This window comes from Rhodanobacter caeni, from assembly GCF_039523575.1.
Taxonomy (GTDB): Bacteria; Pseudomonadota; Gammaproteobacteria; order Xanthomonadales; family Rhodanobacteraceae; genus Rhodanobacter; species Rhodanobacter caeni.
In genome coordinates this window covers 242,352-258,449 of the sequence record NZ_BAAAFO010000004.1, presented here as the reverse complement: position 1 = coordinate 258,449, position 16,098 = coordinate 242,352, and the positions used below count along the sequence as shown (strand labels likewise).

The window sequence follows — 16,098 nt, the reverse complement described above, 5'->3', positions numbered from 1 at the left end:
CTCAGCCCGCCTCGCGCAGGGTGGCGGGTGGCTCGCTGAAAAGGTCTGGGCGCAACGCAATGGCTTGCCATTGGCGGCCTTCGGGAATGGGTTCGTCTTCGCCCCACGCGCCCACCGCCTGCTTGGACGTGCCGAAGAAAGCGGCAACCTCCACGTCAGTTTTGAGGTCGAGGGAGTCTTTGATCTTCCGCTTCGTGATGTTCATGGCGCGAGTAAATCATTTTTTACTTGCGCGCGTCAACAACATTTGACCCCAGGCGGTCAATCATGCTTTACATGATCGGCGACCGAATCAAAGAACTCCGTAAGGACGCGAAGCTATCCATGGATGCGTTCGGCGCCATCGTGGGCACGTCAAAGCAGTACGTGAACGGCCTGGAGAAGGGAGCGAATCAGCGCCCCAATGGTGTCTTCCTTGAGGGCTGGGCTCGACACTGCGGAGTTAACATCCGCTGGCTGGTATCGGGCACGGGGCCGAAATATGCGCCCGCTCCATCCGTCGAACCGTCGGAATGGGCCGACATTCTCGGCGTCAGACAGGCGGCGGCCTTGGGCGATGGCGCCGAACCGGACGAATACGCCGAGACCCATAAGCTCAAGTTCCGCGCTGACAGCCTCAAGCGAAAGCATCTGCGGGCCGACAAGCTGGCCGTCATCTATGGCAAGGGCGATTCGATGTGGCCGACGATCAAGAACGGCGATGCGATTCTGGTGGACCTGTCGGATAAGGAGCCAAAGGATGAAAAGCTCTTCGTCATCACGTACGAGCGCGACCTTTTCGCCAAGCGGCTGGTGAAGCTGGGTGGCCAGTGGTTCATCGACAGCGACAATAAGAGCGACCCAAAGTGGAAGCGCCCGGTGCCGGTGGACGGCGCGAAGGGTTTCGAAATTCATGGTCGCGTGCGCTGGATAGGCAGCTGGGAAGACTGATGTTCAACCGCTTCGGCCACCGCGTCGTGCGCTGGGTGCTGGTGATCGTGATGGCGTGGGCGGTTGTGGGGATGTTGCTGAACTGGTAGAAAGTGCAAACAGGGGCGGGAGAATGATGCCAAGAAGGCTATTTCACGGGGATGCGCCGCGTTCTTTTTGGGCGTCAGTGCTTAAGCTGATCGGCCACTTGATCGCAGCAGCATTGATTTTCATTGTTTTTTTCGCCATCGCCTGGATCGTATCCTGGCTCCTCTACCGCCTGAACGAGATACACGCCTTTCCGGCGCCTATCTTCCAAGCGCTGTCCGGCATAGAGGTTTGGTTAACCTATGCCGACTGGGGCGTGTGTATCATCGTGCTCGTAATGGGCACGTGGCGTTTCGTCAACGAAATCGTGCGAGGCAACCTATGAACGTGTACGCAGCAATCCGCGAGGGCTTCCTTGACGGCATGCGCTTGGCGCGTGCGATCGTTTCAATTCCCGTGGCAATGGTTTTGCTCTGCGGGATCTTGCTCTCGTCATACGTGCATCATCGGCCGTTTCGCGTGCTCGACGCCGTGAGCGCGGCGAAACGCGGAACGCTCGGCCACTAGCCAATCAGTCAAGGAACGCACCAAGCCCGCTCCGGCGGGCTTTTTTGTGCCTGCGGCCCGGGGATTGCTGCGGTGCGGGATCGAAAGTTGGAAGACCAGAGTAAAATCTTGTTGACTCGGTAGGTAAACGGTGTTTTACTTTCTCCCAAGCCACAACGGCCAGGGAGAACGACATGCAGACCTACGTCATCGAGTACTTGACCACCAACCGCTACGGCGGCCTGGTCGACAAAGTCGCCTTCGTCCGCACTGCCAGCGCCGACAGTGCGCGCGCCAAGTTCAGCGCCAAGCATCCGCACGTTGCCATCGGCTATGTCGGCGCGGAGGTCTGAGCCATGCCGCAGATCATCTACGACGCCAACGTGTCGGTCGCATCCAGCTACAAAAACGGCATGCCCGGCAACTTGCGGGTCGTGCAGTTCGACCACGGCTCGGCAATCCTTGAAATCTCCAGCCCGGGCACGGTTGCGCTCACCCACACCCGTGCCAGTGAGCTGCGCGAATTCGCCGCAAAGCTGATCGAGGCAGCCGACGCGTTCGATGCATGGGTTCCGGTGGAGGTGGCGGCATGAGCGCGCGCACCGTCACTACGCAAGCCGAGCTCGACAAGGCCATAGCTGACAAGATTGATTGGATCGACATTCGCTCGCCGCAAGGCGTGTGGATTAAGGTCACGGCCTGCGGCTCGTCCACGGTCAGGGCCTGCGGCTCGTCCACGGTCATGGCCTGCGACTCGTCCACGGTCACGGCCTGCGACTCGTCCACGGTCAGGGCCTACGACTCGTCCACGGTCATGGCCTACGATTCGTCCACGGTCACGGCCTACGACTCGTCCACGGTCAGGGCCTGCGACTCGTCCACGGTCAGGGCCTGCGACTCGTCCACGGTCATGGCCTACGATTCGTCCACGGTCACGGCCTACGACTCGTCCACGGTCAGGGCCTGCGACTCGTCCACGGTCATGGCCTGCGACTCGTCCACGGTCACGGCCTACGGCTCGTCCACGGTCAGGGCCTGCGACTCGTCCACGGTCATGGCCTACGATTCGTCCACGGTCACGGCCTACGACTCGTCCACGGTCAGGGCCTGCGACTCGTCCACGGTCATGGCCTGCGACTCGTCCACGGTCATGGCCTGCGACTCGTCCACGGTCAGGGCCTGCGACTCGTCCACGGTCACGGCCTGCGACTCGTCCACGGTCAGGGCCTACGGCTCGTCCACGGTCACGGCCTACGGCTCGTCCACGGTCACGGCCTACGCTGGCGTCGCCGTCCATCTACATAGCGCAGCCGTAAGCCTCAAGGGCGGCGTTGTCCTGGATCACACGAAAGATGACGACATGACCGCCGCTGAGTGGTGCGCGTATCACGGTGTCAAGGTGTCACGCGGCATCGCAACTGTATTCAAAGCGGTTGACGATAGGTGGACGACATCGCGCGGGTTCGATTACTCACCCGGAAGTAAGCCCGTATCGCCCGATTGGTCAGACACGAACGACTGCGGCGGCGGGCTGCACTTCGGGCCAACACCAGTGCACGCAATGGCCTATTTCCGCGAGGCGACCAAGTTTGTTGCGGTCGGCGTGAAGCTGTCCGAACTGCGCCCGATCACTGGTGATGCCGCCAAATGCAAGGCTCCGCGCGTTGTCCGCGCATGCGTCGAGGTAAATCTGGATGGCGAGGTGATCGCATGAGCGCCCAACCCGTCCCCACGATCGAACAGCGCCGCGCCCTCGCTGCGTATCTGGAGGCCCGGCGCGAGGCTATCCACGCGGCGGAGCGTTGCGCACCGACGCACCACGCCGAGACCCCTGAAACGCTTTCCTCGTGGGGCATGGTTAAGGACATGGCCCGCACCGCGTGGCTGCAGGTCCGGGACGAGTTCTGCGAAGCGTGGCGCGAGGAACAGCCAGCGTTCCTGGCTGCCGCCCTGATCTGGTCGATGGTGCTGGGCATCGGTCTGGTGATGCTGGCCGTGCGGCAAGGGTGGGTGTCATGAGCGGGCCGGTGGAGGTGCTGGCGGTATTGACGCATCACGCCAACGGTCTGCGCCTTGGGCCGAAGCTGACGCGCGCGCAGTTCGAGCGCGTGGCCGACGATCTGGAAAGGGTCCACGCCGCCGTGGCCGAGCTGATCAAGGACCACAAAGCGCTCTATAAGCACTACGTCAGCACGCTGGAATCGGCCCGCGACAAGATCATCGATCTGGGCGGTGATTGCGATCCGGTAGACAGGATGGAGCAAAGCGATCCTGTGCTAGCTCAATCGCGCGCCATCCTCGCCCGCGTAGGCGGTGCGTCATGACCGCCCGCACCTTCCGCTGCCGCATCGCCCGGCTTCAAGGCGGTTTCGCTCAATACGTCACGTACATCGGCCCGGTGGATCGCATCCCGGCTGGATGGTCGATTGTTATGCGTCGGGTTGTGGGGAGGGTTGCCGCATGAACGGGCATACGCCGGGCGATTGGATTGCGAGACCGGACCCGCATGGATCGCCGACCGACTTTTGCATTGGCCTTGATGACGACTGTTCGCCCGTGGATTACGTCGCTGTCTGCCGTGCGCGTGACGCCCACCTGATCGCCGCCGCCCCTGATCACGCCATGATCGCCAGTTCCCTGTGTTCCGGCGCCGCCCGGTGGGAACCGTTCGCGTCTGGTTCCGGCGGCGAGTTCTGCATCAACGGGTTTCGCCACGCGACGAACCTGGACCAGTTCGGCGTGCCCGTGATGACGGATGGCATGCGCGCCGCTATCGCCGCAGCCACCAGAGAGCAGCCATGAGCGCCCTTCCCTGCATCAACTCCATGCACGCCGATAGCCACGCGCACCGCTTGGGCGTCGAGGCAGAAATAGAGGCCGAAATCGAGCGCCGCACTGCCGAGAAAAAGGCCGCGTATCGCCTTGACGTCGAAATCCTGTCCGATGCATTCGGCGACGTAGCCGCGACGTTGGGCGAGTACGACAAGCGCTACAGCCGCACGCAAAACCCCGTGGCCGCGTCGTTCCTGACGGCCGTTTTCAACGCAACGGATGACCTGGAATGCATGCGCCTGATTCGTGATGGCATGGCGCGCTATATCGACGATATGGCGGCTGATGAAGCGAGCGACGAGGTGCATTCGTGATGTGCACCCTCGTTCTCGATGACGATTACATCGCCGAGCTGATGGCTATCGCCGATCAGCGGGCCCCCCTTTCACCGGCCCCGGCAGGCACGTCGCGAGACGCCCCTGACGCGCCTACCCCTGGTCGATCCGGGGCTGGTGACTCTCTTTCGGAGCAAGCCGCATGAACACCCAACCCGAACCCATCCCCTTCCGCCGCTGGGCTCCGCTATCCGCCCCAGTCGATCCCGCCGAGACGCTGCTGTGCATGCGTGCGCAGTCCGCACTTTCCGGGCCGGAGCTAGGCCAGTGCCCGCCGCTGACGGTTGAGCAGGCGCGCGACGTCATGGCGTGGTATCGGCCGAAGCACTGATTACTTTCAATTGAGCCGGGAAGCCGGCGGGAGATTCAAATGAACAATGAAACCACCATCATCGAAATCAACGGCGTAAAGATGGAAGTGGACCTGCGCCACGCCACCATCGTCCACGAGAACATTCAGGTTGGCAGCAGGGTCAAGCTGCTTGCTAAGGGTGGCTACAACGGCCCCGAAGTCTACCCCGGTGTGGTCGTGGGGTTCGAGAACTTCGCGACGTTGCCGACCATCATCGTGGCCTACGTCAAAACCGGCTACGGCCAGGAATCGCCGATCCAACTCGCTCACGTCAACGCCAGCAAGGCGTCCATCGAAAAGTGGGAGATGGTGCCGGCGCACGACGATGACGTGCCGGTGCGCAAGCAGGACGTGCTGGATCAGTTCGACCGCGACCTCAACAAGGCTCGCGCGCAGATCGAGGACATCGAGCAACGCCGCGCCTACTTCCTGCGCCACTTCGGCGTGTATTTCGGCGAAACCGCTACTGCGTAACACCCGCGAACTGCGCGCACCTCCTGGGGAGTTCCGGCCCCTAACGCAGTACCGGAACCGCCGCACTCTCGGTGGCATGGATGCCAAGAGTGCACACCCGAATTGGAGTAGCCGATGACGCTGAACTATTTCGCTTGGTTTCAACGCATCGTAGAAAGTTTGTGTAGTGACTGCATCCGGCATGAGGCGCCAACCACGCATTGCGGAGCGGTGCAGTACGAAGAGCCGCCGGGCGAGAGGCCTGGACAAACGGACTACGGTTAACGATGCGCGGCACGGTCTGGTTGGGGATCGGGTCGCGCTAAACAAAACGGCACGCCGCTTGGCCTGAACAGGCGGCACACCAAAGCAGCTAGTCGGTGGGCAGGCCGATCCGGAGAGACGAAAAGCTGGCTGCTTTTGTGTTCGTGGGAATGCGCAGTGGTGATGCGCCTCTGCTTATCAGTTAGTTGGCCGACCTGTAGCCGGTACAAGGCGATGACGAGTAGCGAAAACCAAGTAGCAAGCCGGAAATTCACCCCCGGCCCCACGGGCAACTATCAATTGGAGGGTGTGATGACAGAGTTCTACATCGAAACGAATAGCTTCGCGGCGCCGTTTTTCAGCGACAAAGGTTGCGTGTACGTCACTGCAAATAGCGTTGCAGCCGCTCTGGAAATGGCGGCTGATATGTACTCGCACCCGGCAGGGCTCTATTCCGCAGTTGCGTACACGTCAGCGGATGCAAAGAACAAGGGCGAGAAGCCGCTTGCGCGGTGGCTGTGCAACCACGAGGCGGAAAAGCAACGACTAACCGCCGACAAGGGTAGCTTCAGCTATCTCGGGCATGGCGTCGGCGATTTCGAGATTGATGGCGTTCGCCACAAAGTGGATCGGCCGAGAGAAGGCAGCGTTGTAGCGACACCCTAACCTTACTTCCACGCGCGCCGGTCGCTAACCGGCAAGGAATTGAGATGACCAACGTTGCACGAGTTGAGCAGCACCAGGAGCTGGCCGCACCAGCGGATGTGTCGCCCATGTTCGCGATGATCGAGCGCGCGGCGCGTGATCCATCCGTGGATATCGACAAGCTGGAACGGTTGATGCAGATGAAAAAGGACGCGGATGCGCTGGCCGCTCGCGCCGCGTTCGATGCGTCGATGGCTGACCTTCAGCCCGAGTTGCCGACGATCGGTGAGCGCGGGAATGCAGCTGGACGCTACACCTACGCGCTGTGGGAGGACATCAACGCGGCGATCAAGCCGGTGCTGATGCGCCACGGTTTCGCGCTCACGTTCCGCACCGACTTCACAGGCGGAATCAGCATCACGGGCGTGCTCTCGCACCGCGCCGGGCATCGCGAAGAGACGACGATCACGCTTCCCGCTGATCCGTCAGGCAACAAGAATGCGGTGCAGGCTGTCGCATCGAGCGTCAGCTACGGCAAGCGCTACACCGCTGGCGCACTGCTCAACCTGACCAGTCACGGCGAGGATGACGACGCCTACCGCGCCGCCGTCGAGACCATCACCGAGGAACAGGAAATCCAGATCAACGACATGCTGGAAGCCACCGGAAGCGACAAGGCCAAGTTCTTGAAGTGGCTGAAAGTCGATTCAGTCAGCGCAATTCCGGCGAAGTCGTTCGATAGCGTGATGGCGACGCTGCGAGCCAAGGAGTCGAAGAAGTGAGCGACGAGCTGGAAATCTTCGACTGCGAACAAAATTCGCCGGAGTGGTTCGCGGCCCGTCTCGGCATCCCCACGGCCTCCAACTTTTCGGCGGTGCTGGCGAAGGGCGAAGGCAAGACGCGGCGCGCCTACCTGCTGAAGCTGGCCGGCGAGGCGATCACGGGAGAGTGCGCGGAAGGCTTCGGCAACGCGCATACCGAGCGCGGACACGCGATGGAGCCGGACGCACGCAACCTGTACGCCTTCGCTCATGACGTGGAGCCGCAGCTTGTCGGCTTCATGCGTCGCGGACGTGCCGGGGCAAGCCCTGACAGCCTGATCGGCGACAGAGGGCTGCTGGAAATCAAGACGAAGCTTCCGCACTTGCAGCTTGACGTGCTGGACAAGGGTAAGTTGCCAAGCGAGCACGTTGCCCAGGTGCAGGGCCAGCTCTGGATCAGCGGCCGCGACTGGCTGGATTTTGTTTCCTACTGGCCACGTCTGCCTCTGTTCTGTATTCGTGTCGAACGTGACGAAAAGTACATCGAAACCCTCTCCCAAGCCGTCGCTGATTTTGTCGGCGAGCTTGATACCTACATCGAACGATTCGGAGTGAAAGCAGCATGAGCATCATCATTTCAGGCGTAGGCCGAGTCGGCAAAGACGCCGTGGTTCGCAATACTGGCAATGGAGATGCCGTTACCGGCTTCTTGCTGGCGATGGACAACGGTTGGGGCAACAACAAGACCACGTTGTGGTTTGACGCGTCGGGCTGGGGCAAGCGGTACGAAGGGGCATCCCCGCACCTTCTCAAGGGCACGCAAGTATTCGTATCCGGCGAGCTGGGCGAGCGCGAACACGACGGCAAGACGTACAAGACGATCCGTCTGAACGATCTGCAACTGGTCGGCGCGAAGTCCGGCCAGTCCGACCGTCCGCAGCGCCAGGAATCGAAGCGCGAGGCGAGCTTTGGCGACGCGGCAACGGGCGGGTTTGAGGATGACGCCATACCTTTCGCGCCCATCCCGCGCCGGCAGTTGTGGTAACGGCGAACCCCTGAATTATGCCGCGCCGCGAAGCGGCGTCGGCTTGAATGAATTGTTGGGCCGCTGGCCTACGGAGAACGAACAATGGCAGCACCTAGCATTGAAGCGGCACACGACATGGGCGCAAAGGGCGCACCGCCGAATGATGGCGAGCGCCTTGCATTTGAGGCGTGGATGCGCGGCCATTGCTGGCCGCTGTGCGCGACATGGGACGGGGCCGCCTACCGGAGCGACGCAGAGCAGGGCGGGCGTTACTGCCCCGATGCGGCGCGCACCCGGATGCTATGGGCTGCGTGGCGTGACCGCGCTGCGCTGGCTGCGGCCTAACCCTTGAATTGAGTTGCGGCGCGGCCAGGAGTTAAGCCGACGCGGAACGCGTTCGGCTTGGACGACGAGTTAGGGCACAGACCCAAACGGAGACAGTGGAATGATCGAATTGAAGTGGGTGCGACCCGCCGGCACATCGACCCTGCAGGCACGGCTGGTCTATCGCGTGATGCAGCCCTGCACCGACGCATCGGGCGCGCTGTGCCCAGGAGAATGGGGTGAGTGGGAGCCAGTGCCGACGGAGATTGCGACCGACATCGACTACATGGCTGCCGCATCGCCCCGCTATGCGCCCTAACCCTTGAGGTAACGCGCCGCACGACGCGGCTTGATTTTGGCGGCATAGGTCGGCGGTCGCGTTGACCGCAGTGTTAGACCGACTACGAGGAACCGCGATGGACAACAGAAGCAGACTCAATGATCCCGCACTGACAACGCTGCTATTTGCAGTGTTGGTTAAGCGCCTGGGCGGCAACGCGGAAATACGGCAGGAAGATATTGATGCCGTGGCCTACAACCGCCTTTATGAAGATGTGGAAACAGACGGCTCGATCAGGTTTCGGCTGGTAGAGCGGCAACGAACATCTTGAGGTCTAACCCTTGAATTGAGCGGCGCGCGGCTTTTCGCGCGTCCGACTCGAATGACGTGTTAGGCGGCTATGCGAGGAGTTGTAATGAACATTATTTGTAAAATTGTCGGCCATAAGCCGCCTGTCTATTCGAGTCCGGGGTGGTACTCACCCGGAGAACAATATGGCCTGGTGATTTTGGGCAAGACTGATGGCATTGGACGGACGCACGCGGCAGTGAAATGCGAATGCGCTCGGTGCGGGGACGAATTTATAGCGGTGAGGATTCACCTGCCGCCTAACCCCTGAATTGAGCTGCCGGCTTTAGCCGGTCAGCTCGGATGACGTGTTAGGCGGCATCTACCCGGAGAGACGGAATGAATCTGAAATGGTTCCACGACACCGACGAAAACGGCCGCGAAGTAGTGGCCGCAAGTAGCGTTTGCCATGACGACGGCAGCCACTTTGGATACTGCTTTGTTGAGGTGGATGGGGAGTGGCGAAATGACACAGATCAAGAGCTGTTCGTAGGCCCGGAACCAAAGACGTTTCCAGCGCTCGATTCCGCAAAAGCGTGGGCGTCAGAAATGGAAAAAGGCTGGATAGCGACTGCCGCCTAACGCCTGAATTAAGCCGCGCCGCGAAGCGGCGTCGGCTTGAATGAACTGTTAGCCCCCACAGCGAGAGGGGCGCCAAAAAGAGAGATATGACCATGAAAGAGTTGCAGCCGCACCAACAGCGAGTTGTTGACGAAAAGCAAGAGCTGGATGCGAAGCGCGAAAAACTCGGCGCGTTCAAAAACACCGATTTGTTCGCGGGGTTGCCGTGGCAGGAGCAGGAGCGCCTGAATACGCAAGCCCACATCATGACGATGTACAGCGCCGTGCTGGGCGAGCGCATCGCCGCGTTCTGAACTGATGCCCCACGCCGCATATCACTGCGGCGTGGGGGCTAACACACGATAGACCCCAAAAAGCGCGATATGCACCTTCAAGCATCGCGGCAATTAATCGCCGCAAGCGCATGTCCGCAAAGGCGATATGCGGGGATTATCTGCAATAAACGAGACGGGAAAGACGACAAAGGGAAATCATGAAAACCGCTGATATGCTCCCAAAACTCGAAGCGTGGCGCGATGCCATCGTCGAGATGGACAAGCAGTACGACGCGCTTAACGCGCTGCTCGGCCTATCGCCGGATTCGCCCTTCCCGCGTGCGATTCAAGATCTGCAGGCGGTCGCCACCGAAGCCACGGCCGAAACCGTGGGCGACGCCGGCGGCTGGCTGTCCTACTACTGGCTGGAGTGCAACATGGGCGCGGGCATGCTCAGCGGCCGGCACGGCAGCGCCACCATCGGTGGCAAGGAATACCAGCTCCGCACGCTCAAGCAGCTGGCGCGGGTGATTGTGGCGGACAACATGCGGGAGTCGGTGGAATCGTGAGCCTTTGCCTCACCCGCGCGGAGCTGGCCGAACTGACCCGCACGAAGCTCAAGGCGGGCCAGGCCGCGTTCCTGCGCTCGAATGGCATCCGGCACTATGTGGACGCCCACGGCTGGCCGGTGGTGACCCGGGCGGCAGTTGAAGGCAAACAGGACACGGAGCAAGCTTCCACCTCCTGGAAGCCGAACAAGGCCGCTTGACGATGGGACGTCGCCCCGCTCGACCTGATGCCGTGCCGCGCCTGCGCGTGCGCAAGAAGCCATCCGGCACGATCTGCTACTACTACGACCACGGCGGCAAGCCACGGCGCGAGGAGCCGCTGGGGAGCGACTACGGGCTGGCCATCAAACGCTGGGCGGAGATCGAGCGCGCCGGAGCGGAGAAGGCGGCGGCCGTCATCACGTTCCGCTACGTGGCCGATCGCTACCGCGCCATCGTCATCCCGACGAAAGCTCCCCGCACGCAGCTCGACAACGCGAAGGAGTTGAAGCAGCTTATCGCGTTCTTCGATGATCCACCCTGCCCGCTGGAGGCCATCGAGCCTCAGCATGTGCGGCAATACCTCGCGTGGCGCAGCCCGAAGGCGAAAATCCGCGCGAACCGGGAAAAAGCGCTCCTATCGCACATATGGAACTGGGCGCGAGGCGAAGGCTACACCGCGCTGGCCAACCCCTGCGCCGGCATCAAGGGCAACAAGGAAACCGGACGGGACGTGTACATCGAGGATGACGTGTTCGCGGCCGTCTGGCGGCTCGCCGGTGGTCCGTTGCGCGACGCGATGGACCTGGCCTACCTGACCGGCCAACGGGTGGCCGATACACTCCGAATGGATCAGCGCGACATGCGCGACGGGTTCCTGCACGTCAAGCAGGGCAAGACGGGCACAAGACGGCGCATCGAGGTCACGGGCGATCTGGCCGCATTGATCGATCGGATCGCCGCGAGGAAAGCCAGCTACGTCGTGCATGCCACGCGCCTGATCGTGGGCGACGACGGCCAACCGATACCCTATGACCGCCTGCGCCGCTCCTTCCGCGACACATGCACGCTCGCCGGCATCGACGCCGATGCGTTCCAGTTCCGCGACCTGCGCGCCAAGGCTGGCACCGACAAAGCCGACAGTGCCGGCGACATCCGCGAAGCGCAGCAGCAGCTGGGCCATTCGTCAGTGACGATGACGGAGCACTACGTCAGGAATCGACGTGGCGCGAAGGTCACGCCGACCCGCTGATTTCGGTCCGCAATCGGCACAGCCTCTAGGCAGCGCAAGGGCTGCGAGGCATCGAATCCGTCACGTTTGCGGACCGGCGTCTGACCTAATGGCCTGATCTGTATGGAAGATCAGCCCGGACTCAAAATCCGCTGGCAGCGATGTCGTGTAGGTTCGAGTCCTATCACCGGTACCATCATGGCGTTCAGCGCTCGACGCTGGAGGCCGGCGAAACGAAAAAGCCCGCGTTCGACGCGGGCTTTTTCGTGTCCGGTGTCGGGCGCTTCAGCGGCCGGAGCTGGGTGATGCGGAGTCGTTCAGCGCGCCGGCCAGCGTCAGTTCGTCGACCATGCGGTACAGCTCGTCGCGGTGATAGGGCTTCTGCAGCGTGGGGTGCTTCTGCCAGCGCTCCGCCAGGCCCTGCGCGCCGAAGCCGGTGGAAAACGCGAACGGGATGCCGCGCTCCAGGAGCACGTCCGCCACGGGGTAGATCTCCTGGCCGTTGAGGTTGACGTCCAGGATGGCCAGGTCGAGCGCTTCATGCCGCGCCGCGTGCAAGGCCTGGTCCAGGTGCGCCAGCGGACCGATCAGCGCATGCCCCTGATCGATGAGAATGTCCTCCAGCAGCATCGCCACCAGCATCTCGTCTTCGGCCAGCAGGATGCGCCGCGGCGTGACGGCCGGCGATGGCGTGGTTCGCGAGGGCGCCGTCATGCGCGCCAACCGATGGCAACGGGCGAGCCACCCAGGGGGAGTACGGCGTCGAAACGTCCGCACGGGACACGGCACGATCGCAACACGCTGATCGCCTCGGAAGTCATGGCGTCTCCGTGAGAAAAGCGGCTAACGGCGGATGCGGGGCCAGTCGAACCCGCCATGCGCCAGGAACTCCCATTTTTGCAGATGTGGCAGGCGATGGATAGCTACAGCTCGCGGACCACCCGGAAGCCCACCCTACCGCTGCGCACGGTGGCGTCCACGCCCTGCCGATACGCCGAGCGCTCCTGGTCCGGCGAGCTACCCCACGACCCGCCGCGCACCACGCGCGCCGTGCAGCCGGGATTGATCCAGGCGCTGCCGTCCGCCGGCGCACGGTTGTAGTTGTCGTGCCAGCAGTCGGCGACCCATTCGGAGACGTTGCCGTTGATGTCGTACAGCCCGAACGGGTTGGGCAGGAACGACATCACCGGCGCCGGCCCCCAGTGACCGTCGCGATAGCCGCGAAACGCGTGGCTCCAGCGCCGTCCGCTGGACGAACGGTCGCCCGAGCCGGTGAGGTTCTCCACGGTTTTCTGCGGCGTGCCGTCGCCCCACCAGTAGCGCGTGGTGGTGCCGCCGCGCAGGGCGTACTCGAACTCGGCCTCGCTTGGCAGGCGGTAGACCTTGCCGGTGCGCTGGCTCAGCCACTTCGCGTAGGCGCTGGCGTCGTTCCAGGAAATGTTGACCACTGGCAAGTCGTCCGCTGCCCGGCGACCGGCGTAATCGTCCTCCCAGCCCGCGTCGGCATCGTCGCGCATGGTGCCGCTGCGCTCGTCGTAGACGCTGGCGCCGCCCAGTTTCGCCGAGTCGGGGCGATAGCCGCTCGCGCGCACGAACTCGCGGAACTGCGCCACCGTGATCGCGCTGCGCGCCATCGCGAAACCGGTGGCGATGGTGACCGCATGCTGCGGCGTTTCGGCGTCGCTGCGACCCGATTCGCTGGCCGGCGAACCCATCTGGAAGGTGCCGGTGGGGATCACCACCATCGCCGGTGTCTTGCCCGGCAGGTCGACATAGTGGTCGGTGAACACCTGGCCGGGGCGGTAGCTGGCGTAGAGGCGGGCATTGACCAGCTGCTCGTCGAATTCATCCAGCGTCGGCAGGCGCGCGTCGATATCGCGCGCCTGGCGCGCCAGCTTTTCGGCCAGCGCGAGATTGCCGCCATCCAGCGCCGAGCGCGCCTGCGCCAGTATTCCGTTGGCGCGCTGGCCGCGGATGTCGTCGACGCGCTTGCGCACATCCTGCCATTGTTGCGAACCGGGATGGATCTGGGCCGCGCGCGCCAGCTCCCGGTCGGCTTCGTCGAACTTGTTCTGCGCCACCGCCGCCAGCGCGCGATCCAGCACCACGCGCTGCACCTGGAAAATGCCCTGCTCCGCCACCGCGTTCTGCGGATCGAGCTTCTGCACTTCGCGATAGGTATCCAGCGCGCTGTCGCCCGCCGGCTGGTCGGCCTTGCCCTGCTGCAACTGGTTCGCCGCCTTGGCGAGCATCGGGCGCATGGTGATCAGGGTTTTCAGCTGCGTTTCCAGCTGCGCCACGTCCTCGCCCGCATGCGGCAGCGTGCGCAGCGCGTCGAGCAGTTCCACCGCGCCCTCGGCGTCGCCCACCGCAATGTCCTGCCCGATCTGCGCCACCAGCCGCGCGCGCACGTCGAACAGGCCTTGCGCGGCGCGGCGGCTGTCCGGCTTTTCCTTCAGCGCCTGGGCAAACAGCGCGGCGGCGCTTTCCTTGTCGCCCACCAGTTCGCCGGCCCGCAAGGCCCTGGTGGCGCGCGACAACAGCGCACGCACCGCCGGCGGATCCTCGCTCAGCTGTTCGGGAAGATGGGCGTTGCCATGTTTCATGCGCGCGGCAATGACACTGGCCGGCGCCAGCGTCATCGGCGGACCGGCATTGACCTCGGCGATCGCCGGCACCTGCTCGCTTTGATGCTGCGCCGAACCGGTACCTCCCAACGACATGCCGCGCGGGGCCGTCTGTTGGGGCGTGACGTGAAACAGCTGAGGAAAAAAGTGGTAAGTCAGCGCGAATGCCAGCACCAGCACGCCCAGCGCTCCACCCATGGCGCGCTGGCGGCGCAAGACGGTATTGCTTGGCATGGATTGGGCGTCCTCGGGGCGGCCTGTTATCGTGCGCTGCTCACCTTAGGCACAAACGGCTGGCAGGGCAATCTGCCTGTCGCCCATCAAGGATCTTGCATGCTCTTGCCCGCCACGGCTGACGCCGAATGGATCGATCACCGCGACACGCTGCTGGCCTGGCTGGATGCGCTGCCCGCCGACGCGGCGGTCGGCGTCGATACCGAGTTCATGCGGCGCAATACGTTCTACCCGCAGCTGGCGCTGCTGCAGCTGGGATGGAACGGCCGCCATGCACTGGTGGATCCGCTGGCATTCGACATCGGCACTGCGCTGCAGCCGCGGCTGGGCGACGGCGCCGTCGTCACCGTGATGCACAGCGCCAGCGAGGATCTGGAAACCCTGGCGCCGCTGCTGCCGGATGGCCCGCGGCAATTGTTCGATACACAGATCGCCGCCGCCTTCGTCGGCATGGGCCTGGGCATCAGCTACCGCGCGCTGGTCGCCGAACTGGCGGGCGTGGAACTGGACAAGGGCGAAACCCGCTCGGACTGGCTGCAACGTCCGCTTACCGATTCGCAACGCGCTTACGCCACGCTCGACGTGGTGTACCTGAAGACCATCCACGAGCAGCTCGGTGAACGCCTGCACCAGCGTGACCGCAGCGCATGGCACGCCGAGGACTGCGATCGCCTGAAGCGCCGCGCCAGCCATCGCGACGGCGACCCGCAACCCCAGCGCGCCCTGCGCGCCGCCGCCGAATGGCCGGTGGCGAAACAGGCGCTGCTGCGCCGGCTGCTGCTGTGGCGCGACCGCAGCGCACGCAGCCTCGATCGCCCTCGCCCCTGGCTGATGGACGACACGCTGGCCTTGAGCCTGGCGCAGCAACCGGCCACCACGCTGTCCGAGCTTGAACAGCGCAGCCGCGGCCAACGCGCCCTGCGCTCGGCCCAGCGCAGCGAATTGCTCGAACTGCTGGGCCGGCCGGTCGACGCCGACGAGATCGCCGCCACCGCCAGCATCCCCGCGCACCCCCAGGGCGAGGCGAAAAAGGCACTGGCGGCGATGAAGCAGGCCGTGGACGAACAGGCCACCGCGCTCGACCTGCCATCGGGCCTGCTGTGCCCGCGCAAGGTGCTGGAGGAGTACGTGGTCAGCGCCGAATGGCCCGAGTTCCTGGAAGGCTGGCGGCGCGAGGTGCTGCACGATCGCCTGCCGGCCTTGCTGCCCGCATGATCGTGGCGCTTGGCGAATGCGAAACGCGCTGCTAATATTTGCCGCTTACGTGGGGCGGTAGCTCAGCTGGGAGAGCGTCGCGTTCGCAATGCGAAGGTCGTGGGTTCGATCCCCATCCGCTCCACCACTCATGTCGACAAACAACGCTTCATGCCTCGCGGCGTGGAGCGTTTTTGTTTTGGGTGCCAGACGGCCTCGGCCCCGCCTGCCACCCACATCGCTCACGTGACCCGGGAGGGTTCGTCCACTTCTCTCTCTGCCAGATACGCAAAACGCCGCTCCG

Annotated in this window: 26 protein-coding genes and 1 tRNA gene; 24 read left to right on the top strand and 3 right to left on the bottom strand. The window is 63.5% G+C overall.

Features of this window, described 5'->3' with window-relative positions; genetic code table 11:
- Nucleotide 1: 1 nt before the first annotated feature.
- On the bottom strand, nt 2-205 hold the full coding sequence (locus tag ABD017_RS13775) for a hypothetical protein (protein WP_343883340.1): 204 nt from the start codon (nt 203-205) through the stop codon (nt 2-4).
- Nucleotides 206-267: 62 nt separating this feature from the next.
- Between ABD017_RS13775 and ABD017_RS13770 the strand changes: the two genes are divergently transcribed.
- The 22 genes from ABD017_RS13770 (at nt 268) to ABD017_RS13665 (ending at nt 11,760) form a co-directional block, all read left to right on the top strand.
- The gene (locus tag ABD017_RS13770) at nt 268-930 is read left to right on the top strand and encodes an XRE family transcriptional regulator (RefSeq protein ID WP_343883339.1); all 663 of its coding nucleotides are present in this window, start codon (nt 268-270) and stop codon (nt 928-930) included.
- A gap of 112 nt (nt 931-1,042) precedes the next feature.
- Entirely contained in the window at nt 1,043-1,342 is a 300-nt protein-coding gene (locus tag ABD017_RS13765; protein ID WP_343883338.1) for a hypothetical protein, read from the top strand.
- A 355-nt stretch (nt 1,343-1,697) separates the two neighbouring features.
- Nucleotides 1,698-1,856, top strand: a complete 159-nt coding sequence (locus ABD017_RS13760) for a hypothetical protein (RefSeq protein WP_343883337.1) — start codon at nt 1,698-1,700, stop codon at nt 1,854-1,856.
- 3 nt (nt 1,857-1,859) lie between these two features.
- Nucleotides 1,860-2,096 carry a hypothetical protein gene (locus ABD017_RS13755; RefSeq protein WP_343883336.1) on the top strand — a complete coding sequence of 79 codons (237 nt, stop codon included), beginning with the start codon at nt 1,860-1,862 and terminating at the stop codon, nt 2,094-2,096.
- On the top strand, nt 2,093-3,217 hold the full coding sequence (locus ABD017_RS13750) for a DUF7666 domain-containing protein (protein WP_343883335.1): 1,125 nt from the start codon (nt 2,093-2,095) through the stop codon (nt 3,215-3,217). The genes ABD017_RS13755 and ABD017_RS13750 overlap by 4 nt, the downstream gene beginning before the upstream one ends.
- Nucleotides 3,214-3,522: a hypothetical protein gene (locus ABD017_RS13745; protein ID WP_343883334.1), complete on the top strand. Its 309-nt coding sequence runs from the start codon at nt 3,214-3,216 to the stop codon at nt 3,520-3,522. The genes ABD017_RS13750 and ABD017_RS13745 overlap by 4 nt, the downstream gene beginning before the upstream one ends.
- Nucleotides 3,519-3,827 carry a hypothetical protein gene (locus tag ABD017_RS13740; RefSeq protein ID WP_343883333.1) on the top strand — a complete coding sequence of 103 codons (309 nt, stop codon included), beginning with the start codon at nt 3,519-3,521 and terminating at the stop codon, nt 3,825-3,827. Before ABD017_RS13745 ends, ABD017_RS13740 begins: the two co-directional genes overlap by 4 nt.
- A 136-nt stretch (nt 3,828-3,963) precedes the next feature.
- Nucleotides 3,964-4,305, top strand: coding sequence for a hypothetical protein (locus ABD017_RS13735; RefSeq protein WP_343883332.1), 342 nt, complete (start codon nt 3,964-3,966; stop codon nt 4,303-4,305).
- On the top strand, nt 4,302-4,649 hold the full coding sequence (locus tag ABD017_RS13730) for a hypothetical protein (RefSeq protein ID WP_343883331.1): 348 nt from the start codon (nt 4,302-4,304) through the stop codon (nt 4,647-4,649). Before ABD017_RS13735 ends, ABD017_RS13730 begins: the two co-directional genes overlap by 4 nt.
- Nucleotides 4,650-4,812: 163 nt before the next feature.
- Nucleotides 4,813-5,001 carry a hypothetical protein gene (locus ABD017_RS13725; RefSeq protein WP_343883330.1) on the top strand — a complete coding sequence of 63 codons (189 nt, stop codon included), beginning with the start codon at nt 4,813-4,815 and terminating at the stop codon, nt 4,999-5,001.
- Between the two features lie 39 nt (nt 5,002-5,040).
- Nucleotides 5,041-5,496, top strand: coding sequence for a hypothetical protein (locus tag ABD017_RS13720; RefSeq protein ID WP_343883329.1), 456 nt, complete (start codon nt 5,041-5,043; stop codon nt 5,494-5,496).
- Nucleotides 5,497-6,051: 555 nt separating this feature from the next.
- On the top strand, nt 6,052-6,405 hold the full coding sequence (locus ABD017_RS13715; RefSeq protein ID WP_343883328.1) for a hypothetical protein: 354 nt from the start codon (nt 6,052-6,054) through the stop codon (nt 6,403-6,405).
- Nucleotides 6,406-6,449: 44 nt separating this feature from the next.
- Nucleotides 6,450-7,166, top strand: coding sequence for an ERF family protein (locus tag ABD017_RS13710; RefSeq protein WP_343883327.1), 717 nt, complete (start codon nt 6,450-6,452; stop codon nt 7,164-7,166).
- On the top strand, nt 7,163-7,771 hold the full coding sequence (locus tag ABD017_RS13705; protein WP_343883326.1) for a lambda exonuclease family protein: 609 nt from the start codon (nt 7,163-7,165) through the stop codon (nt 7,769-7,771). Before ABD017_RS13710 ends, ABD017_RS13705 begins: the two co-directional genes overlap by 4 nt.
- A complete protein-coding gene (locus tag ABD017_RS13700; RefSeq protein ID WP_343883325.1) occupies nt 7,768-8,190 on the top strand; it encodes a single-stranded DNA-binding protein in 423 nt (140 codons plus the stop codon). Before ABD017_RS13705 ends, ABD017_RS13700 begins: the two co-directional genes overlap by 4 nt.
- A 427-nt stretch (nt 8,191-8,617) precedes the next feature.
- A complete protein-coding gene (locus tag ABD017_RS13695; RefSeq protein WP_343883324.1) occupies nt 8,618-8,815 on the top strand; it encodes a hypothetical protein in 198 nt (65 codons plus the stop codon).
- Nucleotides 8,816-8,912: 97 nt separating this feature from the next.
- Complete coding sequence (locus ABD017_RS13690) at nt 8,913-9,107, top strand: hypothetical protein (RefSeq protein WP_343883323.1); 195 nt, start codon at nt 8,913-8,915, stop codon at nt 9,105-9,107.
- Nucleotides 9,108-9,463: 356 nt separating this feature from the next.
- Nucleotides 9,464-9,706, top strand: coding sequence for a hypothetical protein (locus ABD017_RS13685; protein WP_343883322.1), 243 nt, complete (start codon nt 9,464-9,466; stop codon nt 9,704-9,706).
- Between the two features lie 92 nt (nt 9,707-9,798).
- Nucleotides 9,799-9,999, top strand: coding sequence for a crAss001_48 related protein (locus tag ABD017_RS13680; protein WP_343883321.1), 201 nt, complete (start codon nt 9,799-9,801; stop codon nt 9,997-9,999).
- A 179-nt stretch (nt 10,000-10,178) separates the two neighbouring features.
- Entirely contained in the window at nt 10,179-10,529 is a 351-nt protein-coding gene (locus ABD017_RS13675) for a hypothetical protein (protein ID WP_343883320.1), read from the top strand.
- Nucleotides 10,526-10,729 (top strand): DUF4224 domain-containing protein, encoded by a 204-nt coding sequence (locus ABD017_RS13670; protein WP_343883319.1) that lies wholly within the window; start codon nt 10,526-10,528, stop codon nt 10,727-10,729. Before ABD017_RS13675 ends, ABD017_RS13670 begins: the two co-directional genes overlap by 4 nt.
- A gap of 2 nt (nt 10,730-10,731) precedes the next feature.
- Entirely contained in the window at nt 10,732-11,760 is a 1,029-nt protein-coding gene (locus ABD017_RS13665) for a tyrosine-type recombinase/integrase (RefSeq protein WP_343883769.1), read from the top strand.
- A 264-nt stretch (nt 11,761-12,024) separates the two neighbouring features.
- On the opposite strand, the gene ABD017_RS13660 is transcribed toward ABD017_RS13665, so the two are convergent.
- Entirely contained in the window at nt 12,025-12,453 is a 429-nt protein-coding gene (locus tag ABD017_RS13660; protein WP_343883318.1) for a response regulator, read from the bottom strand.
- Between the two features lie 209 nt (nt 12,454-12,662).
- Nucleotides 12,663-14,600, bottom strand: coding sequence for an SUMF1/EgtB/PvdO family nonheme iron enzyme (locus ABD017_RS13655; RefSeq protein ID WP_343883317.1), 1,938 nt, complete (start codon nt 14,598-14,600; stop codon nt 12,663-12,665).
- A 99-nt stretch (nt 14,601-14,699) separates the two neighbouring features.
- On the opposite strand from ABD017_RS13655, the gene ABD017_RS13650 reads away from it, so the two are divergent.
- Nucleotides 14,700-15,815 carry a ribonuclease D gene (locus ABD017_RS13650; RefSeq protein WP_343883316.1) on the top strand — a complete coding sequence of 372 codons (1,116 nt, stop codon included), beginning with the start codon at nt 14,700-14,702 and terminating at the stop codon, nt 15,813-15,815.
- A 51-nt stretch (nt 15,816-15,866) separates the two neighbouring features.
- Nucleotides 15,867-15,942: transfer RNA gene (locus ABD017_RS13645), tRNA-Ala, on the top strand.
- Nucleotides 15,943-16,098 lie beyond the last annotated feature (156 nt).